24 protein-coding genes are annotated in these 14,555 nt (G+C 61.7%); 1 reads left to right on the top strand and 23 read right to left on the bottom strand.

What is annotated here, in order from left to right; translation table 11 throughout:
- Window positions 1–37: 37 nt before the first annotated feature.
- Window positions 38–1,402 carry a preprotein translocase subunit SecY gene (secY, locus tag F4U94_RS19395; RefSeq protein WP_056691660.1) on the bottom strand — a complete coding sequence of 455 codons (1,365 nt, stop codon included), beginning with the start codon at window positions 1,400–1,402 and terminating at the stop codon, window positions 38–40.
- A 191-nt stretch (window positions 1,403–1,593) separates the two neighbouring features.
- Window positions 1,594–2,127, bottom strand: coding sequence for a 50S ribosomal protein L15 (rplO, locus tag F4U94_RS19400; RefSeq protein WP_120250981.1), 534 nt, complete (start codon window positions 2,125–2,127; stop codon window positions 1,594–1,596).
- A gap of 165 nt (window positions 2,128–2,292) precedes the next feature.
- Between rplO and F4U94_RS19405 the strand changes: the two genes are divergently transcribed.
- On the top strand, window positions 2,293–3,390 hold the full coding sequence (locus tag F4U94_RS19405) for an acyltransferase family protein (RefSeq protein WP_170271970.1): 1,098 nt from the start codon (window positions 2,293–2,295) through the stop codon (window positions 3,388–3,390).
- 239 nt (window positions 3,391–3,629) lie between these two features.
- On the opposite strand, the gene rpmD is transcribed toward F4U94_RS19405, so the two are convergent.
- From rpmD to tuf, 21 genes are all read right to left on the bottom strand, one after another.
- Window positions 3,630–3,809, bottom strand: a complete 180-nt coding sequence (gene rpmD, locus F4U94_RS19410; RefSeq protein ID WP_120250983.1) for a 50S ribosomal protein L30 — start codon at window positions 3,807–3,809, stop codon at window positions 3,630–3,632.
- Between the two features lie 5 nt (window positions 3,810–3,814).
- A complete protein-coding gene (gene rpsE, locus F4U94_RS19415) occupies window positions 3,815–4,537 on the bottom strand; it encodes a 30S ribosomal protein S5 (RefSeq protein ID WP_093020405.1) in 723 nt (240 codons plus the stop codon).
- Between the two features lie 2 nt (window positions 4,538–4,539).
- Window positions 4,540–4,905, bottom strand: a complete 366-nt coding sequence (gene rplR / locus F4U94_RS19420) for a 50S ribosomal protein L18 (protein WP_120250984.1) — start codon at window positions 4,903–4,905, stop codon at window positions 4,540–4,542.
- 1 nt (window position 4,906) lies between these two features.
- Entirely contained in the window at window positions 4,907–5,440 is a 534-nt protein-coding gene (rplF, locus tag F4U94_RS19425; RefSeq protein ID WP_120250985.1) for a 50S ribosomal protein L6, read from the bottom strand.
- Window positions 5,440–5,835 (bottom strand): 30S ribosomal protein S8, encoded by a 396-nt coding sequence (gene rpsH, locus F4U94_RS19430; RefSeq protein WP_120250986.1) that lies wholly within the window; start codon window positions 5,833–5,835, stop codon window positions 5,440–5,442. The genes rplF and rpsH overlap by 1 nt, the downstream gene beginning before the upstream one ends.
- 12 nt (window positions 5,836–5,847) lie before the next feature.
- Entirely contained in the window at window positions 5,848–6,153 is a 306-nt protein-coding gene (gene rpsN, locus F4U94_RS19435) for a 30S ribosomal protein S14 (protein WP_007707881.1), read from the bottom strand.
- Window positions 6,154–6,204: 51 nt separating this feature from the next.
- On the bottom strand, window positions 6,205–6,777 hold the full coding sequence (rplE, locus tag F4U94_RS19440; protein ID WP_120250987.1) for a 50S ribosomal protein L5: 573 nt from the start codon (window positions 6,775–6,777) through the stop codon (window positions 6,205–6,207).
- A complete protein-coding gene (gene rplX, locus F4U94_RS19445) occupies window positions 6,777–7,088 on the bottom strand; it encodes a 50S ribosomal protein L24 (protein ID WP_120250988.1) in 312 nt (103 codons plus the stop codon). The genes rplE and rplX overlap by 1 nt, the downstream gene beginning before the upstream one ends.
- Entirely contained in the window at window positions 7,088–7,456 is a 369-nt protein-coding gene (gene rplN / locus F4U94_RS19450) for a 50S ribosomal protein L14 (protein WP_056691686.1), read from the bottom strand. The genes rplX and rplN overlap by 1 nt, the downstream gene beginning before the upstream one ends.
- A 166-nt stretch (window positions 7,457–7,622) precedes the next feature.
- Window positions 7,623–7,886, bottom strand: a complete 264-nt coding sequence (gene rpsQ, locus F4U94_RS19455) for a 30S ribosomal protein S17 (protein WP_006960320.1) — start codon at window positions 7,884–7,886, stop codon at window positions 7,623–7,625.
- Between the two features lie 12 nt (window positions 7,887–7,898).
- Window positions 7,899–8,102, bottom strand: a complete 204-nt coding sequence (rpmC, locus tag F4U94_RS19460) for a 50S ribosomal protein L29 (RefSeq protein WP_056691689.1) — start codon at window positions 8,100–8,102, stop codon at window positions 7,899–7,901.
- A gap of 4 nt (window positions 8,103–8,106) precedes the next feature.
- Window positions 8,107–8,538 (bottom strand): 50S ribosomal protein L16, encoded by a 432-nt coding sequence (rplP, locus tag F4U94_RS19465; RefSeq protein WP_120250989.1) that lies wholly within the window; start codon window positions 8,536–8,538, stop codon window positions 8,107–8,109.
- 21 nt (window positions 8,539–8,559) lie between these two features.
- The gene (gene rpsC / locus F4U94_RS19470; protein ID WP_120250990.1) at window positions 8,560–9,255 is read right to left on the bottom strand and encodes a 30S ribosomal protein S3; all 696 of its coding nucleotides are present in this window, start codon (window positions 9,253–9,255) and stop codon (window positions 8,560–8,562) included.
- 4 nt (window positions 9,256–9,259) lie between these two features.
- Window positions 9,260–9,646: a 50S ribosomal protein L22 gene (rplV, locus tag F4U94_RS19475; RefSeq protein ID WP_056691698.1), complete on the bottom strand. Its 387-nt coding sequence runs from the start codon at window positions 9,644–9,646 to the stop codon at window positions 9,260–9,262.
- Window positions 9,646–9,921 carry a 30S ribosomal protein S19 gene (gene rpsS, locus F4U94_RS19480; RefSeq protein ID WP_056691701.1) on the bottom strand — a complete coding sequence of 92 codons (276 nt, stop codon included), beginning with the start codon at window positions 9,919–9,921 and terminating at the stop codon, window positions 9,646–9,648. The genes rplV and rpsS overlap by 1 nt, the downstream gene beginning before the upstream one ends.
- 5 nt (window positions 9,922–9,926) lie before the next feature.
- The gene (gene rplB, locus F4U94_RS19485; RefSeq protein WP_120250991.1) at window positions 9,927–10,763 is read right to left on the bottom strand and encodes a 50S ribosomal protein L2; all 837 of its coding nucleotides are present in this window, start codon (window positions 10,761–10,763) and stop codon (window positions 9,927–9,929) included.
- Between the two features lies 1 nt (window position 10,764).
- Window positions 10,765–11,082 carry a 50S ribosomal protein L23 gene (locus F4U94_RS19490; RefSeq protein ID WP_120250992.1) on the bottom strand — a complete coding sequence of 106 codons (318 nt, stop codon included), beginning with the start codon at window positions 11,080–11,082 and terminating at the stop codon, window positions 10,765–10,767.
- On the bottom strand, window positions 11,075–11,698 hold the full coding sequence (gene rplD, locus F4U94_RS19495) for a 50S ribosomal protein L4 (protein ID WP_120250993.1): 624 nt from the start codon (window positions 11,696–11,698) through the stop codon (window positions 11,075–11,077). Before rplD ends, F4U94_RS19490 begins: the two co-directional genes overlap by 8 nt.
- Before the next feature lie 2 nt (window positions 11,699–11,700).
- Window positions 11,701–12,450, bottom strand: a complete 750-nt coding sequence (gene rplC, locus F4U94_RS19500) for a 50S ribosomal protein L3 (RefSeq protein WP_120250994.1) — start codon at window positions 12,448–12,450, stop codon at window positions 11,701–11,703.
- 287 nt (window positions 12,451–12,737) lie between these two features.
- Window positions 12,738–13,046, bottom strand: coding sequence for a 30S ribosomal protein S10 (gene rpsJ / locus F4U94_RS19505; protein ID WP_007686587.1), 309 nt, complete (start codon window positions 13,044–13,046; stop codon window positions 12,738–12,740).
- Window positions 13,047–13,254: 208 nt separating this feature from the next.
- Window positions 13,255–14,445, bottom strand: a complete 1,191-nt coding sequence (tuf, locus tag F4U94_RS19510; RefSeq protein WP_120250995.1) for an elongation factor Tu — start codon at window positions 14,443–14,445, stop codon at window positions 13,255–13,257.
- Window positions 14,446–14,555: the final 110 nt, after the last annotated feature.

Consider the following 14,555-nt stretch of genomic DNA (forward strand, 5'->3'; position numbering starts at 1 on the left):
CTGTTCGTTGCGCTGAATCAGAGTCTCGAAACGCCCCTCAGCGCAGTCGACCCTTGAGCTTCGCCTTTTTGATCAGATCGCCATATTGATGGGCGAGCAGATGGCTCTGAATCTGGGTCACGGTGTCGACCGTAACATTGACGACGATCAACAGGCTAGTCCCACCAAGGTAGAAGGGAATGCCCGCCCGCGCGATGGCGAATTCCGGCACCAGGCAGATGAAGGCCAGATAGGCCGCGCCGATGACGGTGATGCGCGTCAGCACATAATCCAGGTAATTTTCGGTATTCTTGCCCGGACGGATGCCGGGAATGAAGCCGCCATTGCGCTTCAGATTGTCGGCCGTCTCTTCCGGATTGAACACCACGGCGGTGTAGAAGAAGCAGAAGAACACGATGCCGAGGCCATAAAGGCCCATATAGACCGGGCTGCCATGCGACAGATACTGGTTCAGCGTCAGGACGAAGTCGCCCCACTTGCTTTCACCCGCGACCGTCTGACCGGCGAACTGCGAGATGGTCAGCGGCATCAGCAGCAGCGAACTGGCGAAGATCGGCGGGATGACGCCGGCGGTGTTGACCTTGAGCGGCAGATGGCTGCGATCGGCCTGCATCAGGCCCTGGCGCGTCTGGCGTTTGGGATATTGGATCAGGACGCGACGCTGGGCGCGCTCCATGAAGCAGATCAGAAGGACGAGGCCGACGGCCATCACCATGACCAGGAAGATCAGCAGGCCCGAGATCGACCCTTCGCTGCCCGACTTGAACAGGTTGCTGAGCGTCACCGGCAACTGGGCGACGATGCCCGCCATGATGATGAGCGACACGCCGTTGCCGATGCCGCGCGAGGTGATCTGCTCACCCAGCCACATCAGGAACATGGTGCCACCGATCAGCGAGACGACGGCGGTCAGGCGGAACAGCAGACCGGGTTCGATCACCGCCTGCATGCCCTGCTGGGCACCGAAGCCCTCCAGGCCCACGGCGATGAAATAGCCCTGCACCGCGGTCAGGCCGACGGTGCCGTAGCGCGTCCACTGATTCATCTTCTTGCGGCCGCTTTCGCCCTCCTTCTTGATCGCCGCAAGCTGCGGCGACAGGCTGGAGGCCAGCTGAACCACGATCGACGCGGTGATATAGGGCATGACGCCCAGCGCGATCAGGCTCATGCGCGACAGCGACCCACCCGAGAAGGTGTTGAAGATGTCGAGGATGCCGCCATTGGTCTGGCTATACAGCTGCGACAGGGCGGTCGGATCGACGCCGGGCAGCGGCACGAAGCTGAGGAAGCGGAACACGATCAAGGCGCCCAGCGTAAACCACAGGCGCTTCTTGAGGTCGGTCGCCTGGCTGAACTTCGCGAGGCTGAGATTGGATGCGAGCTGGTCGGCTCTCGATGCCATGGTGGCTGCCCTTCAAATCACTCTTACCCGGATAAAGCCGGGCCGGAATCGGAAATCCCCTTAACGGGGACATGGGGCGCTGTCGAACCGGGAATTACCGTGGATGCGGTAAACAGCGTCCCCCGATGCACAAGACCCCGCCGACCCATATCGGGCAGCGGGGTCATGCTTGCAAGACTGTCAGACCGAAATCAGGCCTTCGCTGCGGCCTTCTTGGCGGCCAGGGTCGTGCCCTTCTTCGCCTTGGCCTTCTCGGCAGCCGGAACGACTTCGATCACGTCGACCTTGCCACCGGTCTTTGCGACGGCGTCGATGGCGCTCTTGGACGCACCGGCGACCAGGAAGCTGACCTTGGCGGTCAGTTCACCCTTGGCGAGCAGACGGACGCCGTCCTTGCCACCGCGGGTCAGGTTTGCAGCGTTCAGAGCGGCCTGGTCGATGGTCGCGTTGGCGTCCAGCTTGCCCTCGTCGATCGCCTTCTGCACGGCGCCCAGGTTCACGATCGCATAGTCACTCGCGAAGATGTTGTTGAAGCCGCGCTTCGGGATACGCATGTGGAGCGGCATCTGGCCACCCTCGAAGCCGTTGATGCTGACGCCCGAACGCGCCTTGGCACCCTTCTGACCGCGACCGGCGGTCTTGCCCTTGCCCGAGCCGATGCCGCGGCCTACGCGCATACGGCCCTTGCGGGCGCCGGCATTGTCGTTGATTTCGTTGAGCTTCATGATGTGCACTCGCTTTCGCTTGGTTCGCGCTGAATGGAAGCGGGGCCCATAGCCTTTCCTGCCCCCCTTGTCACCCCTCCTTTTACTGCAAAGGCCACGCCGCGCCATTGACATGGCAGGGGTGCAAATTACGCTCGCCAGCAGGGCATGCCGGGGGGACGGAGCATGGACAGCGGGGGAAATGATCGGCCTATCGCCGACCGGACCAGTCATCGACCGATCGAGGAGATTCGGGTTCTCGCGACCCTGCTTCTCGTCATCTATCATGTGATCGGGGGCGAAGGCACCGGCCTCGCCCTATCCTACCCCCATCCCTTGCGCACTTTTGCGGACATGCTCGCGGATTTCCGCATGCCTGCCTTCGCGTTCGTGGCCGGCTTCGTCTACGCATTGCGCCCGCCGCGCCTGGCCGGTCTTGGCGCCTTCTATGCGGGCAAATTGCGCCGCATCGCCGTTCCCGGCCTTATCGCGGCGCTCGGCTTCGAAACCATCGCCCTGTTTCTCGATGCCATGGGCATGACGTTCGGATGGATGATTCCCCCGGACCAGATCTGGCGGCTTCTGATATTCCCCTACATCCATTTCTGGTTCCTGCAGGCCATATTGACGCTGTTTGCGGTCGTTGGCCTGATGGATGCCGCAACAAGGCACAGGCAGCATCTCTGGCTGCTGGCGACAGCCACCCTGCTCGCCCTGTCCGGGCTGAAGCTGCCGCCCTATTTCTCGCTCGATCAGGCTGCCAGCCTGGCGCCCTTCTTCATCCTGGGAATATGCGTTCATCGCGGCGGTGCCTGGGTCGATGCCCATCGACGCCCCCTCACCCTGACCGCTCTTATGGTCATGCTGATCTGTCTGTGCTGGAAATCATGGAGCTACACGCAGACGGGCATGATCGACCTCGATCGGCGCGATATCGAGACGCTCGCGATGGTTGCTGCATTATGCACCTTGCTGATCTTCTACCTGCCGACACATCCATGGGCCAAGCCGATCGGCCGAATAACCTTCACTATCTATCTCTATCATGTTCTCGGCACCGCCGCGGTGCGCATCGCACTCACCAAGGTCGGCATCGACATGCTGCCCATGCATCTCTTGTCGGGCGTGATCGCCGGGCTGATGCTCCCCGCCGCCATTCATCTGGTCGCGGCCCGCCATCCGCTCTCGAGCCGATTATTGCTCGGCATCAAAAGCGCGAGAAAGCCGGTCGCACCGCTATCTGCCTCTCCATCGCGCGACACCGTCTCTACGCTGGCGCCCTAGCATAGCGGCTGATCGCTATCCGGTCGCGCTTGCCCGGAGTGCATGGAGCAAGACGATTTTTGGACGTCACCGCTAGCGAAGCGTCGCGATCACGCAGTGGGTCCGTCTCGCATCATCAAACTCTCCGTGCCGTCAGATTTAGCCTTCCCCCGCAGTTGAGGCGATCTTGAGGACAAAAGAAAAGGCACGCAGAACCTAAGTTCCGCGTGCCTCCATCTCTATCGTTTTGGGAAGAAGGCTCAGCCTTCGACCACTGCCACCATGTGGGGGAGCTTCTTGATGGCGCCGCGGACTTCCGCAGTGTCTTCCAGCTCCACAACGCGGTGCATCTTGCCAAGGCCCAGGCCGATCAGAATCTTCTTCTGGGCTTCGGGGCGACGGATCGGCGAACCGATCTGCTTGATCTTGATCTTCGCCATGTCAGTTACTCCGCAATCGCTTCGGCATCAGCCTGCGCGACGTCGGCCGAAGCACCACCACGACGCAGAAGGTCGGCGACCTTCTTGCCACGGCGCTGCGCCACCGACTTCGGGCTGGTCTGTTCGACCAGAGCCGCGAAGGTCGCACGGATCATGTTGTAGGGGTTCGACGTACCGTTCGACTTGGTCACGACGTCAGCGACGCCGAGGCTTTCGAACACGGCGCGCATCGGACCACCGGCGATGATACCCGTACCGGCCGGAGCCGAACGGACAGTCACCTTGCCGGCACCGAAGTGGCCAAGGCCGTCATGGTGCAGGGTGCGGCCTTCCTTCAGCGGAACGCGAACCATTGCCTTCTTGGCAGCGGCGGTCGCCTTGCTGATGGCTTCAGGCACTTCGCGCGCCTTGCCATGGCCGAAGCCCGCACGACCCTTGCCGTCGCCGACGACGACGAGGGCTGCGAAACCGAAGCGCTTACCGCCCTTGACGGTCTTCGAGACGCGGTTGATGTGAACCAGCTTCTCGATCAGCTCTTCGCCCTGCTCCTCGTCACGGTTGCCACCGCGACGATCGTCGCGACGACCACGGCCGCCACGCTCGCCACGGTTGCGATCGCCACCGCCACGGTTGCCACGGCCACGGCCGGGGCCACGACCTTCGGTCGGTGCAGTCGCTTCGGCGCCCTCGACGGGTGCGACGACTTCGTTGGTGTTTTCGTCAGCCATGATCAGAACTCCAGCCCGGCTTCACGGGCCGCATCGGCCAGCGCCTTGACGCGGCCATGGAACAGGAAGCCACCACGGTCGAACACGACCTGGGTGACGCCAGCGGCGGTCGCCGCTGCGGCGACGCGCTTGCCGACATCGGCAGCTGCTTCGGCCGAGGCGCCGGTCTTGCCCAGAGCCTTGGAACCGACATCCTTGTCCAGGGTCGAAGCGGCGGCGACGGTCTTGCCGGCGACGTCGTCGATGACCTGGGCGTAGATGTGCTGGCCCGAACGGTGGACGCTGAGGCGCGGACGGGTGCCCGACACGGCCTTGAGCGCGGTGCGAACGCGGCGACGACGCCGCGCGAAGAGGGAAAGCTTTGCCATCTTACTTCTTCTTCCCTTCCTTGCGGAAGATGAACTCGCCGGCGTACTTGATACCCTTGCCCTTATAGGGTTCGGGCTTGCGCCAGCGACGGATCTCGGCAGCGACCTGACCGACCTGCTGCTTGTCGATACCGCTGATCTCGACCGTGGTGTTATCCGGGGTCTTGATCTCGATACCTTCCGGGATCGCGAAATCGACATCGTGCGAATAGCCGAGCTTCAGGTTCAGAACCTTGCCCTTCGAATCCGCGCGATAACCGACGCCGGTGATCAGCAGCTTCTTGGTGTAACCTTCGGTCACACCAGTAATCAGGTTGGCGATCAGGGTGCGCTGCATGCCCCAGAAAGCGCGAGCGCGCTTGCTGTCGTTGGCAGGCTTCACCGCGATCGAACCGTCTTCGATGCTGTAGGTGACTTCGTTAGCCAGCGGCAGCGAAAGGGTACCCTTGGGGCCCTTCACCGACAGCTGACCGTCGGCGATGGACGCGGTCACGCCCGAAGGCACGGTGACCGGCTTTTTGCCAGTGCGGCTCATCAGAACACCTCCGCCAGCACTTCGCCACCGACATTCTGTTCGCGCGCTTCGGCGTCGGACAGAACGCCACGCGGCGTCGAGACAATGGTGATGCCCAGGCCGTTGCGGATCACCGGAAGTTCCTTGGAACCCGAGTAAACGCGGCGGCCAGGCTTGGACACGCGGGCGACATGCTTGATCGCCGGCTGACCTTCGAAATATTTCAGCTCGATGCGCAGGCCAGGGTGGTTACCCAGGGCTTCTTCGGAATAGCCACGGATGTAGCCTTCACGCTGGAGCACGTCGAGAACGCGAGCGCGCAGCTTGGAAGCGGGGGACACAACGCTGTCCTTCTTCGCCTGCTGCCCGTTGCGGATGCGGGTGAGCATATCACCCAGGGGATCGGTCAATGCCATCTCAAATGATCCTTACCAGCTCGACTTGGTGACGCCGGGGATCAGGCCCTTGTTGGCCAGATCACGCAGCTGCACGCGGCAGAGGCGGAATTTGCGGTAATAAGCGCGGGGACGCCCCGTCAGTTCGCAGCGGTTCCGAACGCGGGTCGGATTGCCGTTGCGGGGGATCTCCGCCATCTTCAGACGCGCGATCAGACGATCGCTGTCATCGGCCGCGGTATCATTCGCGATCGCCTTGAGCTTTGCATAACGGCCGGCATATTTCTTAACCAGCTTCTTGCGGCGCTCGTTCTTGTTGATCGAACTCAGTTTCGCCATGACTTAAGTTCTCTTCCTTAGCTTAAGCGTTGGGAGAGAAGCGGGGCCTGATCAGGCCGCCTGCTTCTCTTCAATCGGGAAGGGGAAGCCGAAGAGGCGCAGCAGTTCGCGCGCTTCATCGTCCGTCTTCGCGGAGGTGGTCACGATGATATCCATGCCGCGCACCTTGTCGACGCGGTCATAGCTGATCTCCGGGAAGATGATCTGCTCTTTGATACCAAAGGCATAGTTGCCACGGCCATCGAAGCTCTTCGGGTTCAGACCACGGAAGTCGCGCACGCGGGGCAGAGCGATGTTGATCAGGCGATCAACGAACTCGTACATGCGTTCACGACGCAGCGTGACCTTCGCACCGATCGGCATGCCTTCACGCAGCTTGAACTGCGCGATCGACTTCTTCGCCTTGGTGATGACGGGCTTCTGACCAGCGATCAGCTCCATCTCTTCGGCAGCCGAGGTGACCTTCTTCTTGTCCTGGGTCGCTTCGCCCACGCCCATGTTGAGCGTGATCTTTTCGATCCGGGGGATTTCCATGACGTTCTTGTAACCGAACTTCTCGGTCATCGCCTTGACGATTTCGGCGTCATACTGCGCCTTCGAGCGCGGCGTAAACTTCTCGGCCATTACAGCACCTCACCGGACTTGACGGCGACGCGGACCTTCTTGCCGTCGCGATCCTCGAAACGGACGCGGGTCGGCTTGCCATCCGTATCGGCGACAGCGACGTTCGAAATGTGGAGCGGCGCAGGCTTGCGCTCGATGCCACCCTGCGGGTTCGCCTGGTCGGGCTTGCGATGCTTGGCATGCACGTTGATGCCTTCCACCAGGACCTTGTCGTCCTTGGGCATCACGGCCAGAACAGCGCCGGTACGGCCCTTGTCCTTGCCGGCCAGGATGACGACCTTGTCGCCCTTCTTGATCTTAGCAGCGCTCATTACAGCACCTCGGGAGCAAGGCTGATGATCTTCATGTGCTTCTTGGCACGCAGTTCACGAACCACGGGGCCAAAGATACGGGTGCCGATCGGCTCCTCGTTCTTGTTGATCAGCACAGCGGCGTTGCCATCGAAACGGATGACCGAACCGTCTGCACGGCGGATATCCTTGGCGGTACGCACGATGACGGCACGATGCACGTCACCCTTCTTCACCTTACCACGAGGCGCAGCTTCCTTGATCGAGACGACGATGATGTCGCCTACGCCAGCGAAGCGACGCTTCGAGCCGCCCAGCACCTTGATGCACTGGACGCGCTTGGCGCCGCTGTTGTCAGCGACGTCAAGATTGGATTGCATCTGGATCATAGATCCGGTTCCTTCTTATTTGGCCTACCGGGGCAATTCCCGGCGGTTCCGAATTCATCAGCCTAAAGCCCGGTGACTCTACGCGAAGCGCGGGCCTGTAACCCTTTCCGAAGGAAAAGGCCAGCCCCGCGCCGCATTTTTCACCAAAGGCTCAGCGAGCCTGCCCTCAGGCCGCCGTTTCCGGCGACTTGTGGGTGTCCACGCGCTCGATGACCTTCCAGGTCTTGAGCTTGGAAATCGGAGCGGTCTCTTCGATTCGGACCGTTTCGCCTTCCTTGTAGACATTGCCCTCATCATGGGCATGGTACTTCTTCGAACGGCGGATGATCTTGCCGTAGAGCGCATGCTTTACCTTGCGCTCCACGCGAACGACCACCGTCTTGTCGGTCTTGTCGGAAACCACAGTTCCCGTCAGCACGCGCTTGGGCATCGTGTGGTTCCTTTACTTGGCAGCGGAGCTGTTACGCTCCGTCTGCAGGGTCTTGATCTGCGCGATCGACCGACGGACTTCCTTGACGCGGCTGGGCTTTTCCAGCTGGTTGGTGGCCGCCTGGAAACGCAGGTTGAACTGCTCGCGCTTCAGGTTGTTGAGTTCGGTCGACAGTTCGTCGTCCGTCTTGGTCTTCAGGTCTGCGACATTCGCCATGTGCTTAACCCTCCAGATGCGAGGTGTCGCCGAGGCGGGCGACAACCTTCGTCTTGATGGGCAGCTTCATCGCGGCGCGCGAGAAGGCCTCTGCTGCGAGCGGACCGGGTACGCCGTCCAGTTCGAACAGGATGCGGCCCGGCTTGACGCGAGCAGCCCAATATTCGACCGAACCCTTACCCTTACCCTGACGGACTTCGGCAGGCTTCTTGGAAACCGGCACGTCGGGGAATACGCGGATCCACAGACGGCCCTGACGGCGAAGGTGACGCTGGATCGCGCGGCGAGCCGCTTCGATCTGGCGGGCAGTGACGCGCTCAGGTTCCATGGCCTTGAGACCATAAGCGCCGAAATTCAAAGCCGAGCCACCCTTGGCATCGCCCTTGATCCGACCCTTGAAGGTCTTGCGGAACTTCATTTTCTTCGGTTGCAGCATGACGCTATTACCTTCTTATCTTCAGCGCGCCGGGCGCACGCCGGAGGTTTGAGCCTCCAGCATCAGCCGGTCGGTCGCGAACGGATCGTGACCAAGGATTTCGCCCTTGAAGATCCAGACCTTGATGCCGCAAACGCCATAGGCGGTGTGCGCCGTGGCTTCGGCATAGTCGACGTTCGCACGCAGCGTGTGCAGCGGAACGCGGCCTTCGCGATACCATTCGACGCGCGCGATCTCTGCGCCGCCCAGACGGCCGCCGCAGGTGATCTTGATGCCTTCGGCGCCCAAACGCAGGGCCGACTGCACCGCACGCTTCATGGCGCGACGGAAGGCAACGCGGCGTTCCAGCTGATCGGCGATACCCTGAGCGACGAGCTTCGAATCGATTTCCGGCTTGCGGATTTCGACGATGTTCAGCGACACGTCGGACGAGGTCAGCGCACCCAGCTTGCGGCGCAGCTTTTCGATGTCCGCGCCCTTCTTGCCAATGATGACGCCCGGACGGGCGGCATAGATCGACACGCGGCACAGCTTGGCCGGACGCTCGATGACCACCTTCGAGATCGCTGCCTGCGGCAGGTTCTTGAAGATGAACTGGCGGATCTTGAGATCTTCCAGCAGCAGGCGACCATAGTCGGCACCTTCGGCGAACCAGCGGCTGTCCCAGGTACGGTTGATCTGGAGACGCAGACCGATCGGATTGCTCTTGTGACCCATGTGCTTACGCCTCCGCTTCTTCGCCAGCTTCACGCACGACGATGCGCACGCGGCTGTAGGGCTTGAGGATCCGGGTCGACTTGCCGCGGCCGCGAGCATGGAAGCGCTTCAGCGTGAACGCCTTGCCGACCGATGCTTCCGCGACGACCAGCGAGTCGACGTCGAGATTGTGGTTGTTTTCCGCATTGGCGATGGCCGAAGCCAGCACCTTGCGCACGTCGACAGCCATCGCCTTCTTCGAGAAGGCGAGGATGTTCAGCGCCTCTTCGACCTTGCGGCCGCGGATCAGCGTGGCAACCAGGTTCAGCTTCTGGGCCGAACCGCGGATCTGCGTGCCGACGGCCAGAGCCTCATTGTCGGCGACGCGACGGGGAGCCTTAGGCTTGCTCATTAGCGCTTGCCCTTCTTGTCGGCGGCGTGGCCGGGGAAGAAGCGGGTCGGGGCGAATTCGCCCAGCTTGTGACCCACCATATCCTCGTTCACGGAAACCGGAACATGCTTACGACCATTATAGACGCTGAACGTCAGGCCGACGAACTGCGGCAGGATGGTGGAACGACGCGACCAGGTCTTGATCGGCGCACGGCCACCCGCGTCCTGCGCGGCTTCCGCCTTCTTCAGAAGGCTGAGGTCCACGAACGGACCTTTCCAGACGGAACGAGCCATCTCGCTTACCTCTTCTTCTTCGCGTGGCGGCTACGGATGATGAACTTGTCCGTCGCCTTGTTGTGGCGGGTGCGAGCACCCTTGGTCGGCTTGCCCCACGGGGTAACCGGATGACGGCCGCCCGAGGTGCGGCCTTCACCACCACCATGCGGGTGATCGACCGGGTTCTTGGCGACACCGCGCGTCAGCGGGCGGATGCCGTTCCAACGGTTGCGGCCGGCCTTGGCAAGATTGGTGTTGCCATTGTCGGGGTTCGACACGGCGCCGATGGTACCCATGCAGTCCGAACGGATGTAGCGCTGTTCGCCCGAGGACAAACGCACCATCACCATGCCGCGATCACGACCGACCAGCTGGGCATAGGTGCCCGCCGAACGGCAGAGCTGCGCGCCCTTGCCCGGCTTCATTTCGATGTTGTGGATGATCGTGCCGACCGGCATCTGACCCAGCTCCATCGCGTTGCCCGGCTTCACGTCGGTCTTCTTGCCGGCGATGACCTTGTCACCGGGCGCAAGACGCTGCGGCGCGATGATGTAGGACTGCGTACCGTCAGGATAGTTGACCAGCGCGATGAAGGCGGTGCGGTTGGGGTCATATTCCAGACGCTCGACCGTACCTTCGACATCCCACAAGCGACGCTTGAAGTCGATGATACGATAGCGCTGCTTATGACCGCCACCGATACCACGCGAGGTCACATGACCCTTGTTGTTACGGCCACCGGTCTTGCGCTTGCCTTCGGTCAGCGCCTTTACGGGCTTACCCTTATGCAGGCTCGACTTGTCGACCAGGATCAGGCCGCGGCGGGCCGGGCTGGTCGGGTTATAATGCTTAAGAGCCATCTTAGCGGACTCCCTCGGTGATATCGATCGACTGGCCTTCGGCCAGGCGGACGATCGCCTTCTTCACGTCCGAACGCGTGTAGGGCTTGCCCTTCCAGCGCTTCGTCTTGCCCTTGGTCACCAGCGTGTTGACGCTCTTGACTTCGACGCCCCAGATCGCCTCGACGGCGGCCTTAATCTCCGGCTTCGACGCATCGCCAGCGACCTTGAAGACCACGGCGTTGTTCTCGGAGAGAAGAGTCGACTTCTCGGTGATGTGCGGGGCGACAACGACGTCATAGTGACGGTTGGCGACGGCCGCGGCTTCTTTTTTAGCCATTGAAACGGGCCTCCAGCTTTTCGACCGCGGCGCGGGTGAGCACCAGCGAGTCGGCCTTCAGGATGTCATAGACATTGGCGCCAACGGCAGGGAGCAGGTCCACGCCGATGATGTTCGCCGAAGCCTTCGCGAAGCTGATGTTCACGGCGTCGCCGTCGATGAACAGCACCTTGGTCAGGTTCAGCTTGGCAAGGTTGGCGACCAGCGCCTTGGTCTTGCCTTCAGCCACGTCCAGGCTGTCGATGATCGTCAGCGTTCCCGCCTTGACCTTCGAAGACAGCGCCATCTTCAGACCCAGCGCGCGAACCTTCTTGTTCAGCGAGGGGTTGAAGTCGCGAACGCGGGCACCGTGAGCCTTACCACCACCGATGAAGATCGGCGCGCGGCGATCGCCGTGACGAGCGGTACCGCCGCCCTTCTGGCGACCGAACTTCTTGCCGGTACGGGCGACGTCGGAACGCTCGCGGGTACCGCGGGCGGTGCCACGACGCTTTTCGAGCTGCCAGGTGACGACGCGGTGCAGGATGTCGGCGCGCGGTTCCAGACCGAACACGTCGTCATTCAGCTCCAGTTCGCCGGCGGCCTGCGCGTCGAGGGTCTGTACATTGACCTTCATGATTAGCCCTCCTGGCCTTCGGTCGCTTCGGGAGCGACTGCTTCAGCAGGCGTCTCGGCAGCGGTGTTGCTGTTGGCGGCAGCCTTCAGGCTGGCCGGATAGGGAGCGTCAGCCGGGCGCTTCACCTTGACGGCGTCGCTCACGGTCAACCAGGTACCCTTGGCACCGGGAACAGAACCCTTGACGAATAGCAGGCCACGCTCGACGTCCGTGCGGACGATTTCGAGGTTCTGCTGCGTACGCTCGCGGTCACCCATGTGGCCGGCCATCTTCTTGTTCTTGAAGACGCGACCCGGATCCTGACGGTTACCAGTCGAACCATGGGCACGATGGCTGATCGACACGCCGTGCGTGGCGCGCATACCGCCGAAGCCCCAACGCTTCATGGCACCGGCAAAACCCTTACCCTGGGTGTGCCCTGCAACGTCGACCAGCTGGCCGGCGATGAAATGGTCAGCGGCGATTTCGACGCCGACATCGAGGAGAGCATCCTCGGCGACGCGGAATTCGACCAGGCGAGCCTTGGGCTCGACTTCGGCCTTGGCGAAGTGGCCACGCTGCGGCTTGGCAACATTCTTCACCTTGGCAACGCCAGCACCGAGCTGAACGGCCACATAGCCATCGCTGTCGACATCCTTGCGTGCCACGACCTGGTTGCCCTCGAGGGCCAGAACCGTAACTGGAATGTGACGTCCGTCCTCCTGGAACAGACGGGTCATCCCGACTTTCTTAGCGATCACGCCTGTGCGCATCACTTGTTACTCCCATAGAGGCCCGCCTTAGCAGCGGGCGTATCCAACGAAAAAACCGCTCAGCATCTCTGCTTCGCGGCCCAACCCAATGTTTAGATCACCCCGTCCGGGTTGGATGCCACCCCCTCTCGGGAACAGCGACGGGGGACCAGAACCGCGACCTCTCCAGCTTACTGGCGTCGCGCGGTATCCCTTGTGTCGTTTGAGCTTCCGCCCCTCTTGAAAATCAGAGGTCCAGAATACCCGATACCCTGCCCTCCAAAAGGAAGGCAGGGACTTGCCGGCGTTTAGGCCAGCTTGATTTCGACGTTCACGCCGGCAGCCAGGTCCAGCTTCATCAGCGCGTCGACCGTCTGCGGCGTCGGCTGCACAATGTCAAGCATACGCTTGTAGGTGCGGACTTCGAACTGCTCGCGCGACTTCTTGTCGATGTGCGGACCACGGTTGACCGTGAACTTTTCGATGCGCGTCGGAAGGGGAATCGGACCGCGAATAAGGGCGCCGGTGCGGCGGGCGGTGTCGGCGATGTCGCCGGTCGCCTGATCGAGCACGCGATGATCGAACGCCTTGAGGCGAATGCGGATGTTGCTGTCCATAGTTCCTGTACCGATGCGAAAGAGCCAAAAACGTAGAGCATTTTCAAAAATCAGCCGGAGCAGCCGATGATTTGTAAAAATGCGCCAACAAAAAATATCCGCCCCGTAAACTGCCCTTCTAGCTCTTGCGAGCCGGAGAAAGGCGATCCGGGGCGGTTAAAATCCTCAGCGGCGCGAATCGGACGATTCGCGCCGCTGCGGTCCTATATTACTTCGAGATCGTGCCGACAACCCCTGCGCCGACGGTACGACCGCCTTCACGGATGGCGAAGCGCAGACCCGGATCCATAGCGATCGGGGCGATCAGCTTGATGCCGAGCTTCACGTTGTCGCCAGGCATGACCATTTCGGTGCCTTCGGGCAGGATCACTTCGCCGGTCACGTCGGTGGTGCGGAAGTAGAACTGCGGACGATAGTTCGCGAAGAACGGGGTGTGGCGACCGCCTTCTTCCTTCGACAGCACGTACACTTCGGCGTCGAATTCGGTGTGCGGGGTGATGGTGCCGGGCTTGGCCAGAACCTGACCACGCTCAACTTCTTCACGCTTCGTGCCACGCACCAGGGCGCCGATGTTGTCGCCTGCACGACCTTCGTCGAGCAGCTTGCGGAACATTTCCACGCCGGTGACGGTGGTCTTGCTGGTGTCCTTGAGGCCGACGATTTCGACTTCTTCACCAACCTTGATGATGCCGGTTTCGACGCGGCCGGTCACGACCGTACCACGACCCGAGATCGAGAACACGTCTTCGATCGGCATCAGGAAGGGCTTGTCAACCGGACGCTCGGGCTGCGGGATGAAGCTGTCGACGGCAGCCATCAGCTTGAGAACAGCGTCGTGGCCGATTTCAGGGGTCTTGTCCTGAAGGGCAGCAACAGCCGAACCCGGGATGACAGGGATGTTGTCGCCGTCGAAATCGTAGCTGCTGAGCAGCTCACGGATTTCCAGCTCGACCAGCTCGAGGATTTCGGCGTCGTCGACCAGGTCGACCTTGTTCATGAACACGACGAGCTGCGGAACGCCAACCTGACGGGCGAGCAGGATGTGCTCACGGGTCTGGGGCATCGGGCCGTCGGTGGCCGAAACGACCAGGATCGCGCCGTCCATCTGGGCGGCACCGGTGATCATGTTCTTCACATAGTCAGCGTGACCCGGGCAATCGACGTGCGCGTAGTGGCGGGCTTCGGTTTCATATTCGACGTGGGCGGTCGAAATGGTGATGCCGCGCTCGCGCTCTTCGGGAGCCTTGTCGATGTTGTCGTACGACGTAAAGGTCGCGCCGCCGGTTTCGGCCAGCACCTTGGTGATCGCTGCGGTCAGCGAGGTCTTGCCATGGTCAACGTGACCGATGGTGCCGATGTTGCAGTGCGGCTTATTCCGCTCAAACTTAGCCTTAGCCATTTTATCCTACCTTCTAATCAAAATCAGCTTGGGTCTGACCGCTCGGCCGCGCCTCGCGAAGGCGCGTCCATAGCAGCAAATTTACAGATTACCAGCCCCTAACCGAGCCG

This window comes from Sphingobium limneticum, from assembly GCF_008710155.1.
In the GTDB taxonomy this organism is placed as follows: domain Bacteria; phylum Pseudomonadota; class Alphaproteobacteria; order Sphingomonadales; family Sphingomonadaceae; genus Sphingobium; species Sphingobium limneticum.

Excerpts from the sequence above, each read along its gene's own strand:
- secY (WP_056691660.1), bottom strand. The coding sequence starts at position 1,402 with ATGGCATCGAGAGCCGACCAGCTCGCATCCAATCTCAGCCTCGCGAAG.
- rplO (WP_120250981.1), bottom strand. The coding sequence starts at position 2,127 with ATGAAGCTCAACGAAATCAACGACAATGCCGGCGCCCGCAAGGGCCGT.
- F4U94_RS19405 (WP_170271970.1), top strand. The coding sequence starts at position 2,293 with ATGGACAGCGGGGGAAATGATCGGCCTATCGCCGACCGGACCAGTCAT.
- rpmD (WP_120250983.1), bottom strand. The coding sequence starts at position 3,809 with ATGGCGAAGATCAAGATCAAGCAGATCGGTTCGCCGATCCGTCGCCCC.
- rpsE (WP_093020405.1), bottom strand. The coding sequence starts at position 4,537 with ATGGCTGACGAAAACACCAACGAAGTCGTCGCACCCGTCGAGGGCGCC.
- rplR (WP_120250984.1), bottom strand. The coding sequence starts at position 4,905 with ATGGCAAAGCTTTCCCTCTTCGCGCGGCGTCGTCGCCGCGTTCGCACC.
- rplF (WP_120250985.1), bottom strand. The coding sequence starts at position 5,440 with ATGAGCCGCACTGGCAAAAAGCCGGTCACCGTGCCTTCGGGCGTGACC.
- rpsH (WP_120250986.1), bottom strand. The coding sequence starts at position 5,835 with ATGGCATTGACCGATCCCCTGGGTGATATGCTCACCCGCATCCGCAAC.
- rpsN (WP_007707881.1), bottom strand. The coding sequence starts at position 6,153 with ATGGCGAAACTGAGTTCGATCAACAAGAACGAGCGCCGCAAGAAGCTG.
- rplE (WP_120250987.1), bottom strand. The coding sequence starts at position 6,777 with ATGGCCGAGAAGTTTACGCCGCGCTCGAAGGCGCAGTATGACGCCGAA.
- rplX (WP_120250988.1), bottom strand. The coding sequence starts at position 7,088 with ATGAGCGCTGCTAAGATCAAGAAGGGCGACAAGGTCGTCATCCTGGCC.
- rplN (WP_056691686.1), bottom strand. The coding sequence starts at position 7,456 with ATGATCCAGATGCAATCCAATCTTGACGTCGCTGACAACAGCGGCGCC.
- rpsQ (WP_006960320.1), bottom strand. The coding sequence starts at position 7,886 with ATGCCCAAGCGCGTGCTGACGGGAACTGTGGTTTCCGACAAGACCGAC.
- rpmC (WP_056691689.1), bottom strand. The coding sequence starts at position 8,102 with ATGGCGAATGTCGCAGACCTGAAGACCAAGACGGACGACGAACTGTCG.
- rplP (WP_120250989.1), bottom strand. The coding sequence starts at position 8,538 with ATGCTGCAACCGAAGAAAATGAAGTTCCGCAAGACCTTCAAGGGTCGG.
- rpsC (WP_120250990.1), bottom strand. The coding sequence starts at position 9,255 with ATGGGTCACAAGAGCAATCCGATCGGTCTGCGTCTCCAGATCAACCGT.
- rplV (WP_056691698.1), bottom strand. The coding sequence starts at position 9,646 with ATGAGCAAGCCTAAGGCTCCCCGTCGCGTCGCCGACAATGAGGCTCTG.
- rpsS (WP_056691701.1), bottom strand. The coding sequence starts at position 9,921 with ATGGCTCGTTCCGTCTGGAAAGGTCCGTTCGTGGACCTCAGCCTTCTG.
- rplB (WP_120250991.1), bottom strand. The coding sequence starts at position 10,763 with ATGGCTCTTAAGCATTATAACCCGACCAGCCCGGCCCGCCGCGGCCTG.
- F4U94_RS19490 (WP_120250992.1), bottom strand. The coding sequence starts at position 11,082 with ATGGCTAAAAAAGAAGCCGCGGCCGTCGCCAACCGTCACTATGACGTC.
- rplD (WP_120250993.1), bottom strand. The coding sequence starts at position 11,698 with ATGAAGGTCAATGTACAGACCCTCGACGCGCAGGCCGCCGGCGAACTG.
- rplC (WP_120250994.1), bottom strand. The coding sequence starts at position 12,450 with ATGCGCACAGGCGTGATCGCTAAGAAAGTCGGGATGACCCGTCTGTTC.
- rpsJ (WP_007686587.1), bottom strand. The coding sequence starts at position 13,046 with ATGGACAGCAACATCCGCATTCGCCTCAAGGCGTTCGATCATCGCGTG.
- tuf (WP_120250995.1), bottom strand. The coding sequence starts at position 14,445 with ATGGCTAAGGCTAAGTTTGAGCGGAATAAGCCGCACTGCAACATCGGC.